Below are 17,295 nucleotides of genomic sequence, written 5' to 3' on the forward strand. Positions count from 1 at the left end.
ATGCCCCTGAAATTCCAGGGGTACCGCACTTGTGATCGGCATCGGCACCAGGCCTGTCAAAGGCGTAATTTTTGGGTCGTTTTTGGCGATGTCTCCAGCGTAACACCGGCCGCGCCCGCCCACCAAGCTGAATCCCTTGGCGCGTCGTTGCTCGTTGCGTACCGTTCAGAACGGCTTGACGATCACCAACGCCACGATCACCGCCATCGAGACCAGTGTCACGGGCAGCGCACGCTGAAAAAGTGCGGGCGGTGTCGTGGCACCGTCGCGCTCGAGCCGACGGAGTGTGGCAGACAGGCGGCCGTGCAGCCCCGAGATGACCAGCACCAGAACCAGCTTGGCCATCAGCCACGGTGCGCTCCACCAATTCGCCATGATCGCCAGCGTGGGGCCCGTTAGCCACACCACGATCAACGCGGGCGACGCCAGTCTATAGTCCGCGCGCCGCGCGAGGCGCCTCCATTCCGGCTGCACGAGACGCCCGCCCAGCGCCATCGTCACCATCCCGGCAATCAACGTAATCACCGCAATCAGATGCACAGCCTTGATCCACAAATAGAGCATCGGCGTCTCCTGGGGTGTCGATGAATTATTTCTTTATCAGCAAGAATTGCTTGTTCTAAGTCGCCTTTATCCACGGGGCCAGCACCAATAGACTTCTACTGTCGACGATGAAATCAACATCGCCCCTTTCAAAAGACAGGAGAAGAACATCATGCAACGCCCCCTTATTACCTCTGCTCTGGTTTGTGCAATGCTGGCCGTCTCGGCCGGTTCGGCTTTCGCCAGCGACGCCTTCGAAGGTCCCTCGGAATTCTCGTGGGTGCCGCAAACCAGCGTTCTGAGCCGCGCTCAGGTGCGTCAGGAACTGATTCAGACTCAACAGGCCGGTCTCTTGGTTCAACACGACACCGTGTACCCGAAGACCGCCCCCAAGGCACAGCCGGTATCGGCCAGCGCTCCGGTCACGATGGGTTCGGTTGGCGGCCAGCAACGCGCCGGCATGACCTACTTCGGTTCGTAATGTAACTCGCCGCGCCGCGCGCCTCTCATTAGAGGCCCCGGCGCGTTGTTCTGCGCATAACGACGCGCCGGCATCCGCCGACGCATAGCGTGATCTCCGGTCTTCCCGACCCAAGACTCCTGTCGCTGTGCGTAGTGGTTCAACGCACAGGACTTTGCCCGTCGCTCCTGCGACGGGCTTTTTTAGCGAACCGCTGTGCAGCCGGCCGGTTCGCGAGATCCCCAATGCCGTGCCCGGAAACGACGAAGCCCGCCGAAGCGGGCTTCTTGCCGTTCTACCGCACGACGTCAAGACTTACTTCGTCAGCCACTTCGCGAGGAACTCCAGCGCGCGGCCGTGAGCCAACGCCGCCGACGGCTGATGATACGAACCACGTGCCCAGCAGTTGAAGCCGTGATCGGCCTCTGGGTACACGAACACTTCGGTGTTCGGACGCGACTTCACGGCATCGCTCACGGCGCTCACGATATCCGGCGTGATGTGACTGTCCAATGCGCCATAGTGGAACTGCACCGGCACGTTCAGCTTGGCCGCCTCGCCTAGATAGTTGTGAATGCCGCCGCCGTAATACGGCACGGCGGCGTCGACCAGCCCGCGTGCCGCGCTCAGGTACGACAGCAGACCGCCAAAGCAATAGCCGACAACGGCGACCTTCGCATGGCCGTCGATCTTGGCGCGAAGCACCTTGGCCGTGGCTTCGATGTCTTTCACGGCCTTCTCGACGTCGACCGACTGGCGCAGTTCCATCGCCCGGGCCAGGTCATCGCCCGAATAGCCCAATTCCACGCGCGGGGCGGCGCGCCAGAAGATGTCCGGCGCGAGCACCACGTAGCCGTCCATCGCGTATTGATCGGCAACGCCGCGAATGTGTTCGTTCACGCCGAAGATTTCCTGCACCAGCACGATGCCCGGGGCATTCGCCGTCTTACCCGACGGCGGCAAAGCCAGATAGGCATCGAAGGCGCCGTCCACGGTTTCGACACGGATCCATTGACTGTTCGACACGGAAGTTACTCCATCAAAGAAAGGGGGGATGCCTGCGCCGGGCAGTGTCCGGACGCCCGCAGAAACGGGGCGCCGCAGACAGCGCCGGCCGCGCGCAGTGAGGCCGGATCAGTATAGGCACTTTTGCGCTGCCGCACAGCACGCGGCAAAGCCCGCCGTACAAGGCTGTGCGGGCAGTGAGCAAGCGCACATCGTCACCTTGCGCCGCCAGTCCTCAACACCTCGCCCGCATCACGCGTCGCACGGTTTCGACGGCCGAACCCGAGTCGCGCATTCACCCCGCGAGTGCGGCGTCGAGCAGCTTCGCCACGCCGCCAAATCCCGCCGCCTGCGCAGAGCCGATGCCATACAGGGCACTCAATGACGGCCCGGGATTCAGAAAATCCACCCGCACCTCGTCGGCGGACGCCGCCCACACCATTACCTTGAGCGGCAACTCCAGCCCGGCATGCGGATTGGCGGCCATCACCGGGGTGCCGCCCTTCGGGTTGCCGAAGAGCAGCAGGCGTGTCGGTCGTAGTTCCAGTCCGGCGGACGCGGCCGCCGCACGCTGATCGATGTCCGCGAAGATCGTCATGCCGTGTTGCTTGAGCGCATCGATCACGCGCGTCAGTGTGGCGTTGAAATCCACCGGGCTGCGCCATGACGTGACAGTGGCGGGATGCACGAAATCGGCTGTCATACGGGGTCTCCTCGAACGCTGTGGCCGGAGTCGAAAGCCATTCCCGCGCCCGTTTGCGCGGCGAACGATCAGTGTAACGCCACACGCTTGTCCCTCCCGATGCTGCGCCACCCTCTGCGCGAAGCCATCGCGCGAAGCGTTGAAACCGGTGGATACCGCAGTCACCGTCCCGACATTGCGCGCGCCGTTGCATCCGGTTCATTCCTGAGGCACCGCCATGATTCGCTCGTTCCACTGCGGCAGCCATTCCAGCAAGAACTGCGCAAAGCCTTCCGCCGCCGGCGAGGCGGCGCGAGACAGCGGACGATAGACACACACCTGACGAATCGTCTCGGGCGCCACGACACGCCGCATCACCAAACCGAACGGATGCGCGAGCGCGGCCACATAGCCGGGTGTCAGCGTCGCGGCCAGCCCTTGCGCCGCGACACCGAGTGCCGTCGTGACGTTATCGACGACATCGATAGGTGTGATGCGCGCGTCGGGCGGCGCGGACAAGCGCATTTGCGCCACGCTGCGTTCATGATCGCGTCCGGCGGCTACGAGCGGCGTGTCGCGCAAGTCTGCCCAACGCACGCGGCGCCGGCGTGCAAGCGGGTGATCGGGCGTGCACCACAACACCCAGGGACTGTCGAACGCGGGTGCTCCTGCGACATGCGCGCCGGTGGCACGGTTGGGACCGATGGCCAGATCGAGATCGCCGTTGGCGACATGATCGATGAGCATATCCACCGGCGTGTCGACCACGCGCACCACGACCTTGGGCCGCGTGTCGGCGTAAGCGCGAATCGCCGCAGGCAGCGCCATGCTGGCGAGCACGAGCGGCGCCCCCACGCGCACGATGCCGGCTGCGCGGTTGCGCAGATCGTCGGCGGTCTTCTCGGCAGCCTGCACATGGCGCAGCACCGATTCGGCCGAGGCGAGGAAATCGCGCCCCGCGCTGGACAACGCCACTCGCCGGGTGGTGCGATCGAAGATGCGAAAGCCGAGCACCGATTCGAGTTCGGCGACGAGTTGGCTCACGGCGGACGACGTGAGCCCCAGCCGGTTGCCGGCCTCCGCAAAACTATGCAATTCGGCGATGGCCACCAAGGCTTCGAACTGGCGGAGCGTAACGCGGGTCAGGGGCATGACGTGTCGATTATCAAGTTTTGCTGACGAATAGACCAAAATCGATTGATTGTTCCGTGAAGGGGCGTCGCCCACAATCGATTGTTGAAATTCACACGCCCCGTGTCAGCACAAGGTCAACCTGTCGATCCGCATTGATTTCGACGACGAGCGCCTGCCGGTCATGCAGGCCGTATGCAACGCCGAATCTGCGGTGCCGGCGGATATCGAGCCGCTGCCCCGCGGATCGTCAAAAAGGGCACCGAGGTGCTTTTTTGCTTCGCCAGACGACCGGCTTATTGTGGATACAACCCATGCACCCGCCCGAAGAGCCGCGTCAGGCCGAGCAAGGCGTCGATGTTGGGCGTGGGAACGGCTACGCGCTGGCCGATCTCTCGCACCGCGCCGACCAACGCGTCGAGTTCGATAGGACGCTGCGCTTGCACGTCCTGCAGCATCGATGTCTTGACCGCGCCCAGCTTGGCCGTCACCTCATGCCGGTCTTCGGGCGACTGCTCGATCGCGCAACCGATCTTTGCGCCGATCGCCGCCGCCTCGCGCATCGCCGCCGAGCAAAACGCCCGCACGAGCGGATCGTCCAGCAACCGATCGATGGTCGCCCCCGTGATCGCCGAGACCGGATTCATCGTCAGATTGCCCCACAGCTTGTACCAGATGTCGAGACGCACGTTCTCCGACGCCGTCACGTCGAAACCCGCACGCGTGAGCAGTGCCGCAAGCCGTTGCACACGCTCGCTCGTTCCGCCGCCCGGCTCGCCGATGATGAGGCCTCGCCCCATCTTGTGATCGACCAATCCCGGCGCCGGTGTCGCCGCACTCGCATGCACCACACAACCGATCACGTTCGCCTGCGGAATCGCCGCGCCAATCGCCCCTTGCGGATCGACGCTCGTCAACGTCTCGTCGCCAAAAGGCGTCACGCCTTTGCAAAACCACCAAGGCACGCCGTTCATCGCGGGCAACACCAGCGTCTGCGGCCCGAGCAACGGCGCGACGCACGCAGCCACCTGCGCGAGCGCCGGCCCCTTCACCGCAATCACGACCAGATCCTGAACGCCCAGCTTCGCCGCCTCTTCCAGCGGATACACCGCCGCGACCGGCGCCACTGCCAGCGTCTCACCCTGCTTCACTCGCCAGCCGTGCTCACGCAGCGCCGCCAGCGTCGCGCCGCGCGCCAGCGCACTAACCTGCGCCTCGCCCGTTGCCGCGAGCTTCAAACCGAGCAAACCACCGATGGCACCCGCGCCAATGATCGTCACCTTCATGCCTTCACTCCTGTCGATGTGCCGCGAGTCGATAGTTTTCCTTGAATCGCTCCGGCACCCGTTCATCAAAGCCCAGCGCCACCCGGCGCACTTCAGGGCTGTCGCCCGGCGCATGCCCCACTCCTAACGCCGCCGCACGCGGCGCGTCGATACGCACGACCATGCCGGAAAGCCGTCCGAGTTCCGTGATCTCGCACTCCACGAGATCGCCGGCGTCAACAGAGCGCGAATGACAGGGCGTACCCATCAGGATCACATCGCCCGGCACCAGCGTGATGTGCCGTGCAAGGTCCGCGATCACGTAGTGCGGACCCCAGATCGTCTCGTCGCCGATATCCGCTTCCTGCACAACGCGCCCATTGCGATACGTGCGCAATGTCTGCGCGAACAGATTCACGCCGCGCACGATGCCGGGGCCGATGGGCAACAGCGTATCGGCGCCCTTCACGCGCAGCATCGAACCCTGATCCGTGTCGCGAAAGTCTTGCAGTCCCATATCCAGCGCCGGGCAGAAGCCTTCGACGTAATCCCACGCCTCATCCGGCAGCACATTCCGGCACGTACGCCCGATCACCACGGCGTACTCGCCCTCGTAGTTCAGATAGCGGCAGTCCGCTGGTTTGAGGATCTGACCACCGTGCCCGTTCAACGAGGTCGGCGGCTTCGTGAAGTACGTCGGGGTGTCCGTCGGCTGCGGCTTGTTGCGCGTCTCCATGCTACGCGAGCGATAGGAGATATGCACCGCGACAATTTTCGACGGCTCGACCGGCGGCAGGTGCGCCACCGTCTGCGGATCGACGGTGCGCCCGTCATCAAGCCGCAGCAGTCCGCGCTCTGCCCCTTCCTCGACGATCGTGCCCCAGAACGCGCTGCCGCCGAGCAGGATACGACGGCGTTCGACACGCGGGCCGCGCATTACGGCAGGCAATTCGCGCAACGGAAATTGGAAGTCCATGGTCTCGCCTTGTCAGAGGGTGTCGAACCAGATATGCACGTTGCCGGTGCCGCGCGCGTTCTCGTACTCGGACAACACCGTGCCCGCGTTACGGCACGCCGCGCCGCCCAACGCCCCTACCATCTGCAAATAGTGCGCTCCGTGCGCTTCCCACGGTCGCGTGCGGTAGTCGTCGTCCCAATCGGCCAGAATCCGGTCGTGACGCCCCTCTCGAAACGCCTCGATCGCCCGCTTGTCGCTCGCGATATTCTCCGGACGCGACACATTGCTCTCGTGGAAAATGCGCGGATGATTCGGCTTCCAGTCGATACCGTTGAACTTGTGACTCAACGCCCCCGACGCCAGCATCACCACGCGTAGGTGACTGCGGCGAATCGCCTCGCCGATCACTTCGCCCGACTCCAGGAAATGCGGCGTCTCGCAGTTCTGGCACGAACTCACGGTGACGATCGGCCACCCGTCGAGCCGCATCTGCTTGATGACGTTGATCGTCGGATAATGGCGCGGCAAATCGGGATGCTGCACCGCGCGGGCGCGCACGCCACGCTCGCGCGCGACGGCGTCGATGCCCAGCGCCAGCTCCGGATGCCCGCGATAGTCGTACGGCACACCGTGCAGATACCACGGCATCTCGTCGGAGATGTACCTGCCCGAGTAGTGCGCACCGCCATCGATCAGGTGATAGCCCGTGGTGAACCAGTGCGAGTCGAAAATCACGATGACGTCCGGGCGCGCCGCCACGATGTGCTCACGCACCCGCGCATAGCCGGGAATCAGGTCCGAATCCGCTCCCGCGCCCTGCAATACGCGAAACTCCTCGCACTGCATCAGGCCGGGGTGATGCGACACCAGTGCCGCGCCGACGATCTGTCCCATGTTGCGCTCCTCTCCTCTCGTTGTGATGTCGTTATGTCGCTGTGCGCGGCGCATCAGCGATGGCTGAAGCTCGCCTTGAACGGTTGCCGGGGTACGACGACATCCTTGACGTCGCAGAAGAATTCGAAACTCCAGTCGCCGCCTTCGCGTCCGATGCCCGAGCGTTTGATGCCGCCGAACGGCGCGGCAAGATCGCGAATGCCGAAACTGTTGATCCAGATGAAGCCGGTGCGAACGCGCTCCGCCACGGCAATGGCACGCGCCTCGTCGCCATAACACACGCCGCCCAGCCCGTAGTCGGTGCCATTGGCCATATCGACGACTTCGTCGTCGTTTGCGAACGTTTGCAGGGTGAGCACGGGACCGAAGACCTCCTGCTGCACGATCTCGTCGCGCTGGCGCAAATCGGTAAGCAGCGTCGGCGCGAAATACTGCGCGCCGAACGGATGCCGCGTGCCGCCCCAGAGCACACGCGCGCCCCCTGCGACAGCACGTTCGACGAAGCTCTGCACGCGCTCCAGTTGGCGCATGTGAATGATCGGACCGATCTCGGTAGCCCCGTCGCGCGGATCGCCCACCACCAGACGCTCAACCTGCGCTCGCAGCTTTTCGGTAAACAGCGTCGCCACGCCGGCATGCACCAGCAAACGGGTGCCCGCCAGGCACACCTGTCCCGCGTTGCGATACATCAATGCGGCGGTTGCGGCGGCGGCGTCGAGATCGGCATCCGCCAGCACGATGAAGGCCGACTTGCCGCCCAGTTCCAGACTGCAAGGCACGAGGTTGGCCGCCGCCGTCTTCGCTATCCACTTGGCCGTTGCCACCGATCCCGTGAACGAGATACGGGCGAGCCGTGCGTCGCTCACGAGCGCCGCCCCAGTCACTGCCCCCGAGCCCTGCAACAGATTGAACACGCCTGGCGGCAAGCCCGCTTCGTGCGCGCAGTCGGCGAGCAGCGAGGAAGTGAGTGGCGCCCACTCCGGGGCCTTCAATACCACCGTGTTGCCAGATGCGAGCGCCGGACCGATCTTCCATGTCGCAAGCATCAGCGGCGAATTCCATGGTGTGATCACCGCAACCACCCCTGCCGGGTCGTGACGCACGAGGTGGCGCGCCTGCGGCGTCTCGATCACGCGGTCTTGCAACGTCAATGCATGCTCGGCGAACCATGTGAGGTTCTGCATCGCCCGCGGCACCACGCCGTGTGCCATACGCGAGCGCAGCACACCCGCGTCGGCACTCTCCAACGTAGCGAAAGCGTCGGCGCGACGCCCGATCGCCTCGGCAAAGCGCTGAAGATACGGCTGACGCCCCGCCGCTCCCAGCGCCGCCCACGAGGGAAACGCCAGCGCTGCCGACGTCACCGCCGCATCGACATGCGTCAGACTGCCACCGGCGATGTCGCCAAGCCGGGTCTGGTCGATGGGCGAGAAGCACTCGAAGGTATCGTCGGACGCCACGCGGCGACCGTCGATATAGTGGTCGGGCGATACCGATACGCCGGTGACGTCAAAGCGGGTAGCACTCATGCCATGTCTCTTGCGAAAGGGTGAGGGACGACGTGAAGCCCACGGCGCGTCCTCAGCGCGTCGCGTCTTTGCCGGGGACGAACTTCGCGGCCAGCGAACGGCTCGCGCTCGCGAGCAACGCAGTGTCGATGCCTACCGCGATGAAAGTCACGCCCTGGTCGAGGTAATGGCGGGCAAGCGTCTCGTCGGCACACAGGATGCCGGCGGCTTTGCCCGCGCGGCGAATACGCGCGATGCCATCGTCGATGGCCTTGCGCACCTCGGGATGCGCTGCCTGACCGAGATAGCCCATCGACGCGGCGAGATCGGCCGGACCGATGAACACGCCGTCGACGCCTTCGACGGCGGCAATGTCGTCGACCTGCGCCAGCGCATTGGCCGTCTCCACTTGCACAAGCAGACAGGTCGTATCGTTCGCGGCATGCAGATAGTCGTCGTAGCGATTCCACCGCGAGGAGCGCGCCAATCCGCTGCCTACGCCGCGTATGCCCTGCGGCGGATAGCGCGTGGCGCTGACAAGGGTCTGAGCCATCGCGGCAGACTCGACCATCGGCACGAGCAGCGTCGTCGCACCGATTTCGAGCACCTGTTTGATCAACACGGCATCGCCGTGGGGCAACCGCACGATGGGATGCGTCGGGTACGGCGCCACCGCCTGTAATGTCGCCAGCATCGTGCGCAAGTCGTTCGGCGCGTGCTCGCCGTCGATCGCCAGCCAGTCGAAGCCGCTGCCCGCGCACAATTCGGCAGCGTACGGTGTCGCCAGTCCCAGCCACAGACCGATCTGACGCTCGCCGCGCGCGAGTGCCTGCTTGAAGAGATTCGGGGGTGTTTTCATGACATCGGCTCCAGTGAGATACGGAAGGACAGGCGCGGCGCGCGCCCTCGCACAAGGTTAGACGAAGCGCACACCGATGGCGCCGAGCGGGCCGTAGTCTGCGTGGAAGACGTCGCCCGCTGCACAGGCCACGGGCCGCGTAAACGACCCCGCCAGTACGATTTCGCCGGCCTGCAACCCTTCGTCGAATGCCCCCAGCTTGTTGGCGAGCCACGCAATGCCGTTGCCGGGATGGTTGAGTACGGCCGCACTCAGGCCCGACTCTTCAATCACGCCATTGCGATAGAGCAGTGCACCTGTCCAGCGCAGGTCGACCGCGTCCGGCTTCACGGGACGCCCGCCAAGAATCACCGCCGCATTGGCCGCGTTGTCGGCAATCGTGTCGAAGACCTTGCGCGGCGCTTTCGTGTCGCGGTCGAACAGCTCGATGCGGCCGTCGATCAATTCGAGTGCCGGCGTCACCCATGCGGTGGCGTCGAGCACGTCGAACAGCGTGACACCCGGCCCCTTGAGCGGCTTGGCCAGAATGAATGCCAACTCCACTTCGAGGCGCGGCACGATGAAGCGCGAGGCCTCGAGCGTCGCGCCGTCGGCCACGAGCATGTCGTCGAGCAGCGTGCCGTGATCGGGTTCGGCGATCTGCGCGGCAACCTGCATGGCGCGCGACGTCAGCCCGATCTTGTGCCCGATCATGCGACGGCCTTGCGCGTACTTCAATGCCAGCCACGCTTGCGAAATCGCGTAGCTGTCGGCGATCGTCATGTCGGGATAGCGGCGGGAAAACTGCATGACAGGCGTGCGGCTGCGCTCGGCATCGTGCAGCTCGCGGGCAAGGGCCTGATGAGTCGAGGCATCGAGCGTCGGCATCGCGTTGTCTCCATGGCACCGCCCGGCGCAGGCGGCGTGTTTTGTCGGTCGATAGCCGCTATTCTTACGGTCGCCCGCGCCACCGACAATCAATCGATTTTGGGCGATTCATAAGTAAAACTGGATAATCGTGCGGCGCCTGATGCGTCCCGTCCGCGCGGAATGCCCCCGCTGGCGCCAGACCGCCGCATCTTCAACCGTGCGTTGAACCCCGTCCGGCGAAGCCCGCCTTTCAGCCTTTCTCCACGCTTCACAACGCCATTGACCGACTTCTGCTGGCAACCTCGGCATTTCTCGTCACTTTCGTCTTCCGTCCCTGCCTCCGCCGACCATTGGCGCTCGAGACTCAGGAAGACAAATTAGAAATGAGAGTGATTTGCATTTATAATCTGCGACGCTTTATTACGACGCGTTACGCGTAACGATACGAACGCCGCTGTCTCCGATTTTGCCGGCGGCTAGCGCTCGCCACACTCTCGCAGTTACGAAGGTCAGCCAAGATGAAGATGTCCGTAAGTCGCCGTATGCACGTGGCCGCCGACGCCGCGAGCACGGTTAGCGCCGCCAGTCCCATTCAAGTCGATCGCCTCACCTCCCCGGCTCGTCGCCCCCGCGCCACCGTCTGTGCCGCTGCGTTGCTTATGGCAACGCTCGGCATCGCCCATGCGCAGCAGACGACACCGGCCAACCCAGCCGCAGAAGCCAAGGCCGACGTCGAACTCGGCGCGGTCAATGTCTCGGGCGACTGGCTCGGCACCGGACTCGACAACAGCGCGAAAACGTTTCCCGGCGCGCGCACCGTCGTGAAGAAGCAGCAGATAGAGGAATCCGGTGCGACGAGCATCGGCGACGTCATGCGCCGCATTCCGGGGGTGCAAGCCACGGACAACTCGGGCACCGCCGGCAGCGCCATTTCGCTGAACATCGGGGTACGCGGTCTATCCGGCCGATTCACGCCGCGTTCGACCGTGCTGCTCGACGGCGTTCCCATGGCGGTGGCCCCTTATGGCCAGCCGCAGTTGTCGTTCGCCCCGGTGAGTCTGTTCAACATCGAGAGCATCGACGTGGTGCGCAGCGGCGGCGCCGTGCGCTATGGGCCGCAGAACGTAGGCGGGGTGATCAACTTCAAGACCCGTTCGATTCCCAACACGCCAGGCCTCACCGCAGATGCCACGGTGCGAGAGAACATCTACACCACGGGGGGAGGCGCGAACACGCAGTACGGCGTGTTCCTCGGCACGCAGATGGACAACGGCCTGGGGCTCGCGCTACTGTATTCGGGCATGGTCGGACGCGACTGGCGCAAGGGTAGCGACGAACGCGTGAACGACCTGGCGCTGAAGTGGCGCTACGACATCACACCGAACCAGCAGGTGTACGGCAAGGTCTCGTACTACGACGTGAAGTCGAAGACGCCCGGCGGCCTGAGCGTCGCGCAATACAACGCCGACCCATTCCAGAACACGCGTCCGAACGACTACTGGAGCGGCAACCGCACCGGCCTCGATTTCGGGTATCTGAACACCTTGTCCGAGACGCAGGAATTCGAGGTTCGCACGTTCTACAACGAGAGCTACCGCCAGAGCACGCTGGTCAACTCGACTTACACTCAGACCACGCACCAACCACGCAACTATCAGACGTTCGGCATCGAGCCACGCTTCACGCAGCGTCTTTTCTTCGGCCCGACCGCACACGACGTGACTGTCGGCTACCGTTACGTGCACGAGCGCGGCGACGACAATAACTGGACCACGACCCTTGCCACTGGCCGCAACTCGGCCACTCAGACGTTCAACAACTTCACCAACGCGAGCGCGTTCTATATCGACGATCGCATGGCGTGGGGCAACTGGCGCTTCACGCCGGGCGTGCGCTACGAAGCGATCCGCTCGCAGCGCGTCGACAACGCGTCGGGCGCAACCTATCGAACGGACAACAACAAGCCGCTTCCGTCGGTGAACCTGTCGTATCTGGTGAACGATGCGTGGACGGTATTCGCCGACTACAGCACGTCGTTCGGACCGGTGCAGAATTCACAGTTGAACTCGATGTCGGCCACCAACCCGCTGGTGCCGGAACTGGCGCGCACGTATGAAATCGGTACACGCTGGACGGATAAGCGCTGGAAGGCGGAGCTGACCGCCTTCCATATGCGGTTCGACAATCAGATTCTGCAAGTGTCCGGCACGAACCCGCCTGTCTTCCAGAACATTGGTGCGACGAATCACGACGGTATCGAAACTGCCGTCGACTACACGTTCGATCGCGACAGCGTGCTTCGCGGGCTGAACGTGTATGCGAACTTCACCTACACGCGTGCGATCCAGAAGTCGGGCGCGACCGCCGGTCTCGATGTGCCGTTCTACTCGCGCGTCACCGACACGCTCGGCGCTCGGTACGAGATCGGTCAGTGGACGTTCAATGTCTCGACCACGCACCAAAGCTCGCAGTACTCGGATCTGGCGAATACCGCGGTGGAATCGGCCGATGGCAGCAACGGCAAGGTGCCGGGCTTTCGCGTGTGGAACCTGCAAACGATGTACAAGCTCCCCGGTTACAAGAATGCCGACGTCACCGTGGGTTTGAACAACATATTCGACAAGCGCTACTACACGCGTAACGTGGACGGCAACGCGGGACGCATGGTCGGCGCACCGCGCATGGTCTACGTGCAGGGGCACTTCGGGTTCTGATCCGGAAACGGTTAAGGCGCGGGCGCGATGCCGACGGGATCGCGCCCTTCGCATCCTGCACGTGCCCCTTCAACGTGACCGTTATCGCGATGACGCAATTCCTCAAAAAAAAACGGCACCCCGCAAAGGGTGCCGTTTCTGTAACGACGTCGGTTTCGGGCCGGCAGCGCTTGCTTTCGCAAGCGCCGCCTTCCTGATTACTCTGCCGTAGGCTCTTCCACCGAGTTCGGCATCGGGGCAAACGCCTCTTCCAGAGCGATCTGGTCGTGACGCTCGCGATCCGACGTCTCGCGGGCCCTGCGGGCCTTGTGATACGCCAGACCCGTACCTGCCGGGATCAGACGGCCGACGATGACGTTTTCCTTCAGGCCACGCAGGTCGTCCTTCTTGCCCATGATGGCGGCTTCGGTCAACACGCGCGTCGTCTCCTGGAACGATGCCGCCGAGATGAACGAATCCGTCGACAGCGACGCCTTCGTAATACCCAGCAGCACGTTCTCGTACTGCGCCGGACGCTTGTCCGCAGCGTTCATGGCGTCGTTCTCGTCAAGCATGTCCGAACGCTCGACCTGTTCGCCGATGATGAAGCGCGAATCGCCATTGTCGGTGATCTGTACACGACGGAGCATCTGGCGAACGATCACCTCGATGTGCTTGTCGTTGATCTTCACACCCTGCAAACGGTACACGTCCTGAACTTCGTCGACGATGTAACGTGCCAGCGCTTCGATACCCTGCAGGCGCAGGATGTCGTGCGGGTCGGCCGGGCCGTCCACGATCATTTCGCCCTTGTTCACCACCTGACCGTCGTGCACCAGCACCTGCTTTTCCTTCGGAATCAGGAACTCGTGCTGGTTGCCGTCCAGATCGGTAATGACCAGACGCTGCTTGCCCTTCGTGTCCTTACCGAACGACGTGGTACCCGTGACTTCGGCCAGAATGCCGGCGTCCTTCGGTGCACGCGCTTCGAACAGTTCGGCCACACGCGGCAGCCCCCCCGTAATATCGCGAGTCTTCTGCGCTTCGGTCGGGATACGTGCGAGCACTTCGCCCACCGGCACTTGCTGACCGTCCTTGATGGTAATCAGTGCGCCCACCTGGAAGCCGATCGTCACAGCGTGATCGGTACCCGGGATCTTCACTTCCACACCATTCTCGTCGAGCAGCTTGACCTGCGGACGCACGTTCTTCGACGCCGGACCACGGCGCTTCGGATCGATCACGACCAACGTGGACAGCCCCGTCACATCGTCGATCTGCTTGGCAACCGTGACACCTTCCTCGACGTTCTCGAACTTGGCGTAACCGCCGTGTTCGGTAATGATCGGGCGCGTCAGCGGATCCCACGTCCCCAGTTGGGCACCGGCCTTGACCTGTGCGCCGTCCAGATGCAGCAGCGTGGCGCCGTACGGCACTTTGTGACGCTCGCGCTCACGGCCGTGATCGTCCGTGATCAGGATTTCGCCCGAACGCGAGATCGCGATCTGCTCGCCACGGCCATTCGTCACGTAACGCATGGTCGCCGTGAAGCGAACCGTACCGTTCGACTTGGCTTCGATCGACGAGGCCACTGCCGCACGCGATGCCGCACCACCGATGTGGAACGTACGCATCGTAAGCTGCGTGCCCGGTTCACCGATCGACTGCGCTGCGATCACGCCGACCGCTTCGCCGACGTTCACGCGCGAACCACGACCCAGGTCGCGGCCGTAGCAGGCTGCGCACAGACCGTAGCGCGTATCGCAGGTCAACGGCGTGCGCACGCGCACTTCGTCGATGCCCAGCGTTTCGATCATCTCGACGACGTCTTCGTCGAGCAGCGTGCCGGCCTCGTACACCGTCTCTTGCGTTTCCGGATTCACGACGTCAGCCACTGCCACGCGACCCAGGATACGGTCACGCAGGGCTTCGACCACTTCACCGCCCTCGACCAGCGCCTTCATCGCCACGCCGTTGCTCGTGCCGCAATCGTCTTCAACCACGACCAGATCCTGCGTCACGTCGACCAGACGACGCGTCAGGTAACCCGAGTTTGCCGTCTTCAACGCCGTATCGGCCAGACCCTTACGTGCACCGTGGGTCGAGATGAAGTACTGCAACACGTTCAGGCCTTCGCGGAAGTTCGCGGTAATCGGCGTCTCGATAATCGAGCCGTCCGGCTTGGCCATCAGGCCACGCATACCGGCGAGCTGACGAATCTGGGCGCTCGAACCGCGCGCACCGGAGTCGGCCATCATGTAAATCGAGTTGAACGACTCCTGATCCACGGTGTGGCCGTCGCGATCGATCGTCTTTTCCTTCGAGAGCTGCTCCATCATCGCCTTACCCACGGCGTCACCGGTAGCACCCCAAATGTCCACGACGTTGTTGTAACGCTCTTGTGCCGTGACCAGACCCGACATGTACTGACGGTCGTATTCCTTGACCTTCTTCGACGCTTCGCCGATCAGCTCTTCCTTCTTCGTCGGCACGAGCATGTCGTCGACGCAGATCGAGATACCGGCACGCGTTGCCAGGCGGAAGCCCGACTGCATCAGCTTGTCGACGAAGATGACCGTCTCGCGCAGACCGCAACGACGGAACGCCGTGTTGATCAGCTTCGAGATTTCCTTCTTCTTGAGCGACTTGTTCAGCACCGAGAACGGCAGGCCCGGCGGCAGAATTTCCGACAGGATCGCGCGGCCGACAGTCGTCGGGTACAGCGTGATCTTCGGCGTCTTTTCGCCCGTTTCCGGATCGACCGTGTACTCCGTGATACGCACGTTCACGCGCGAAGCCAGTTCGACTTCCTTGTTGTCGTACGCACGCAGCACTTCCGACACGTCGATGAACGACAAGCCTTCGCCGCGGCCGTTGATCTTGTCGCGCGTCGCGTAGTACAGACCCAGCACGATATCCTGCGACGGCACGATCGACGGATCGCCGTTAGCCGGGAACAATACGTTGTTCGAGGCCAGCATCAGGGTACGCGCTTCCATCTGCGCTTCGAGCGACAGCGGCACGTGAACGGCCATCTGGTCACCGTCGAAGTCGGCGTTGAATGCCGCGCAAACCAGCGGGTGAAGCTGAATTGCCTTGCCTTCGATCAGCACCGGCTCGAACGCCTGGATACCCAGACGGTGCAGCGTCGGTGCGCGGTTCAGCATGATCGGATGCTCGCGGATCACCTCTTCGAGGATGTCCCACACCACGGCCGTCTGGTTCTCGACTTCCTTCTTCGCGGCCTTGATGGTCGTGGCCACGCCCATCACTTCCAGCTTGTGGAAGATGAACGGCTTGAAGAGTTCGAGCGCCATCAGCTTCGGCAGACCGCACTGATGCAGCTTGAGCGTCGGGCCCACGGTAATCACCGAACGGCCCGAGTAGTCGACGCGCTTACCCAGCAGGTTCTGACGGAAACGACCGCTCTTACCCTTGATCATGTCGGCCAGCGACTTGAGCGGGCGCTTGTTCGCACCGGTCATCGCCTTACCGCGACGGCCGTTGTCGAGCAGCGAGTCCACGGACTCTTGCAGCATGCGCTTTTCGTTGCGCACGATGATGTCCGGGGCCTTAAGCTCGAGCAGACGCTTCAGACGGTTGTTACGGTTGATGACGCGGCGATACAGGTCGTTCAGGTCCGAGGTCGCGAAGCGGCCACCGTCGAGCGGCACCAGCGGGCGCAGCTCGGGCGGGAGCACCGGCAGCACTTCGAGCACCATCCACTCGGGCTTGATGCCCGAGCGTTGGAAGGCCTCGAGCACCTTCAGGCGCTTGGCGTACTTCTTGATCTTGGCTTCCGAGCCCGTGGCTTGCAGCTCGGCGCGCAGATGCTCGACCTGCTGATCGATGTCGATCGAGCGCAGCAGCTCGCGCACGCCTTCCGCGCCCATCTCGGCACGGAATTCGTCGCCGTATTCCTCGACCTTGTTGTAGTAATCCTCTTCCGTCATGATCTGGCAACGCTTGAGCGGCGTCATGCCAGGTTCGAGGACCACATACGCTTCGAAGTACAGCACGCGTTCGATGTCGCGCAGCGTCATGTCGAGCACCATGCCCAGACGCGACGGGAGCGACTTCAGGAACCAGATGTGCGCGACCGGCGAGGCCAGCTCAATGTGGCCCATGCGCTCGCGACGCACCTTCGCCAGCGTGACTTCCACGCCGCACTTCTCGCAGATCACGCCACGGTGCTTCAGGCGCTTGTACTTGCCGCAAAGGCATTCGTAGTCCTTGATCGGACCGAAGATCTTTGCGCAGAACAGACCGTCACGCTCGGGCTTGAAAGTCCGGTAGTTGATCGTCTCCGGCTTCTTCACTTCGCCGAACGACCACGAACGGATCTTGTCCGGCGAAGCCAGACCGATCTTGATCGCGTCGAACTGTTCGTCCTGCTGGACTTGCTTGAATAGATCGAGCAAAGCTTTCATTGCTTTCTCCTGTTGCCT

General features: G+C 63.3%; 13 protein-coding genes. 2 read left to right on the forward strand and 11 right to left on the reverse strand.

All coding sequences use genetic code 11. From position 1 onward, the window contains the following. Nucleotides 1-165: 165 nt before the first annotated feature. A complete protein-coding gene (locus tag PCO31110_RS21545) occupies nt 166-564 on the reverse strand; it encodes a CopD family protein (protein ID WP_150691325.1) in 399 nt (132 codons plus the stop codon). Between the two features lie 151 nt (nt 565-715). Here PCO31110_RS21545 and PCO31110_RS21550 point away from each other — a divergent pair, with 151 nt between their 5' ends. Beyond that, entirely contained in the window at nt 716-1,024 is a 309-nt protein-coding gene (locus PCO31110_RS21550; RefSeq protein ID WP_150691326.1) for a DUF4148 domain-containing protein, read from the forward strand. A 294-nt stretch (nt 1,025-1,318) separates the two neighbouring features. Here the strand turns inward: PCO31110_RS21550 and PCO31110_RS21555 are convergent, their stop codons facing one another. From PCO31110_RS21555 to hpaH, 9 genes are all read right to left on the reverse strand, one after another. Next, on the reverse strand, nt 1,319-2,029 hold the full coding sequence (locus tag PCO31110_RS21555; RefSeq protein WP_010804149.1) for a dienelactone hydrolase family protein: 711 nt from the start codon (nt 2,027-2,029) through the stop codon (nt 1,319-1,321). Between the two features lie 274 nt (nt 2,030-2,303). After that, a complete protein-coding gene (locus PCO31110_RS21560; RefSeq protein ID WP_150691327.1) occupies nt 2,304-2,711 on the reverse strand; it encodes a DUF302 domain-containing protein in 408 nt (135 codons plus the stop codon). A gap of 198 nt (nt 2,712-2,909) precedes the next feature. Further along, nucleotides 2,910-3,842, reverse strand: a complete 933-nt coding sequence (locus PCO31110_RS21565) for a LysR family transcriptional regulator (RefSeq protein WP_010804151.1) — start codon at nt 3,840-3,842, stop codon at nt 2,910-2,912. Nucleotides 3,843-4,117: 275 nt separating this feature from the next. Next, nucleotides 4,118-5,107, reverse strand: a complete 990-nt coding sequence (locus PCO31110_RS21570) for a 2-dehydropantoate 2-reductase (RefSeq protein WP_010804152.1) — start codon at nt 5,105-5,107, stop codon at nt 4,118-4,120. A 4-nt stretch (nt 5,108-5,111) separates the two neighbouring features. Then, entirely contained in the window at nt 5,112-6,062 is a 951-nt protein-coding gene (locus tag PCO31110_RS21575; RefSeq protein ID WP_010804153.1) for a fumarylacetoacetate hydrolase family protein, read from the reverse strand. A gap of 12 nt (nt 6,063-6,074) precedes the next feature. Next, a complete protein-coding gene (locus PCO31110_RS21580) occupies nt 6,075-6,938 on the reverse strand; it encodes a DODA-type extradiol aromatic ring-opening family dioxygenase (protein ID WP_010804154.1) in 864 nt (287 codons plus the stop codon). A 53-nt stretch (nt 6,939-6,991) separates the two neighbouring features. Beyond that, the gene (locus PCO31110_RS21585; RefSeq protein ID WP_150691328.1) at nt 6,992-8,467 is read right to left on the reverse strand and encodes an aldehyde dehydrogenase family protein; all 1,476 of its coding nucleotides are present in this window, start codon (nt 8,465-8,467) and stop codon (nt 6,992-6,994) included. 52 nt (nt 8,468-8,519) lie between these two features. Continuing rightward, nucleotides 8,520-9,305 (reverse strand): 4-hydroxy-2-oxoheptanedioate aldolase, encoded by a 786-nt coding sequence (gene hpaI / locus PCO31110_RS21590; protein ID WP_150691329.1) that lies wholly within the window; start codon nt 9,303-9,305, stop codon nt 8,520-8,522. 57 nt (nt 9,306-9,362) lie between these two features. Continuing rightward, complete coding sequence (gene hpaH, locus PCO31110_RS21595; protein ID WP_150691330.1) at nt 9,363-10,172, reverse strand: 2-oxo-hept-4-ene-1,7-dioate hydratase; 810 nt, start codon at nt 10,170-10,172, stop codon at nt 9,363-9,365. A gap of 500 nt (nt 10,173-10,672) precedes the next feature. Between hpaH and PCO31110_RS21600 the strand changes: the two genes are divergently transcribed. Continuing rightward, a complete protein-coding gene (locus PCO31110_RS21600; protein ID WP_150691331.1) occupies nt 10,673-12,868 on the forward strand; it encodes a TonB-dependent receptor family protein in 2,196 nt (731 codons plus the stop codon). 197 nt (nt 12,869-13,065) lie between these two features. Here PCO31110_RS21600 and rpoC read toward each other — a convergent pair whose 3' ends face one another. Continuing rightward, nucleotides 13,066-17,277, reverse strand: a complete 4,212-nt coding sequence (rpoC, locus tag PCO31110_RS21605) for a DNA-directed RNA polymerase subunit beta' (protein ID WP_010804159.1) — start codon at nt 17,275-17,277, stop codon at nt 13,066-13,068. Between the last annotated feature and the right edge of the window lie 18 nt (nt 17,278-17,295).

The sequence above is a fragment of the Pandoraea communis genome, assembly GCF_902459745.1.
Classification (GTDB): domain Bacteria; phylum Pseudomonadota; class Gammaproteobacteria; order Burkholderiales; family Burkholderiaceae; genus Pandoraea; species Pandoraea communis.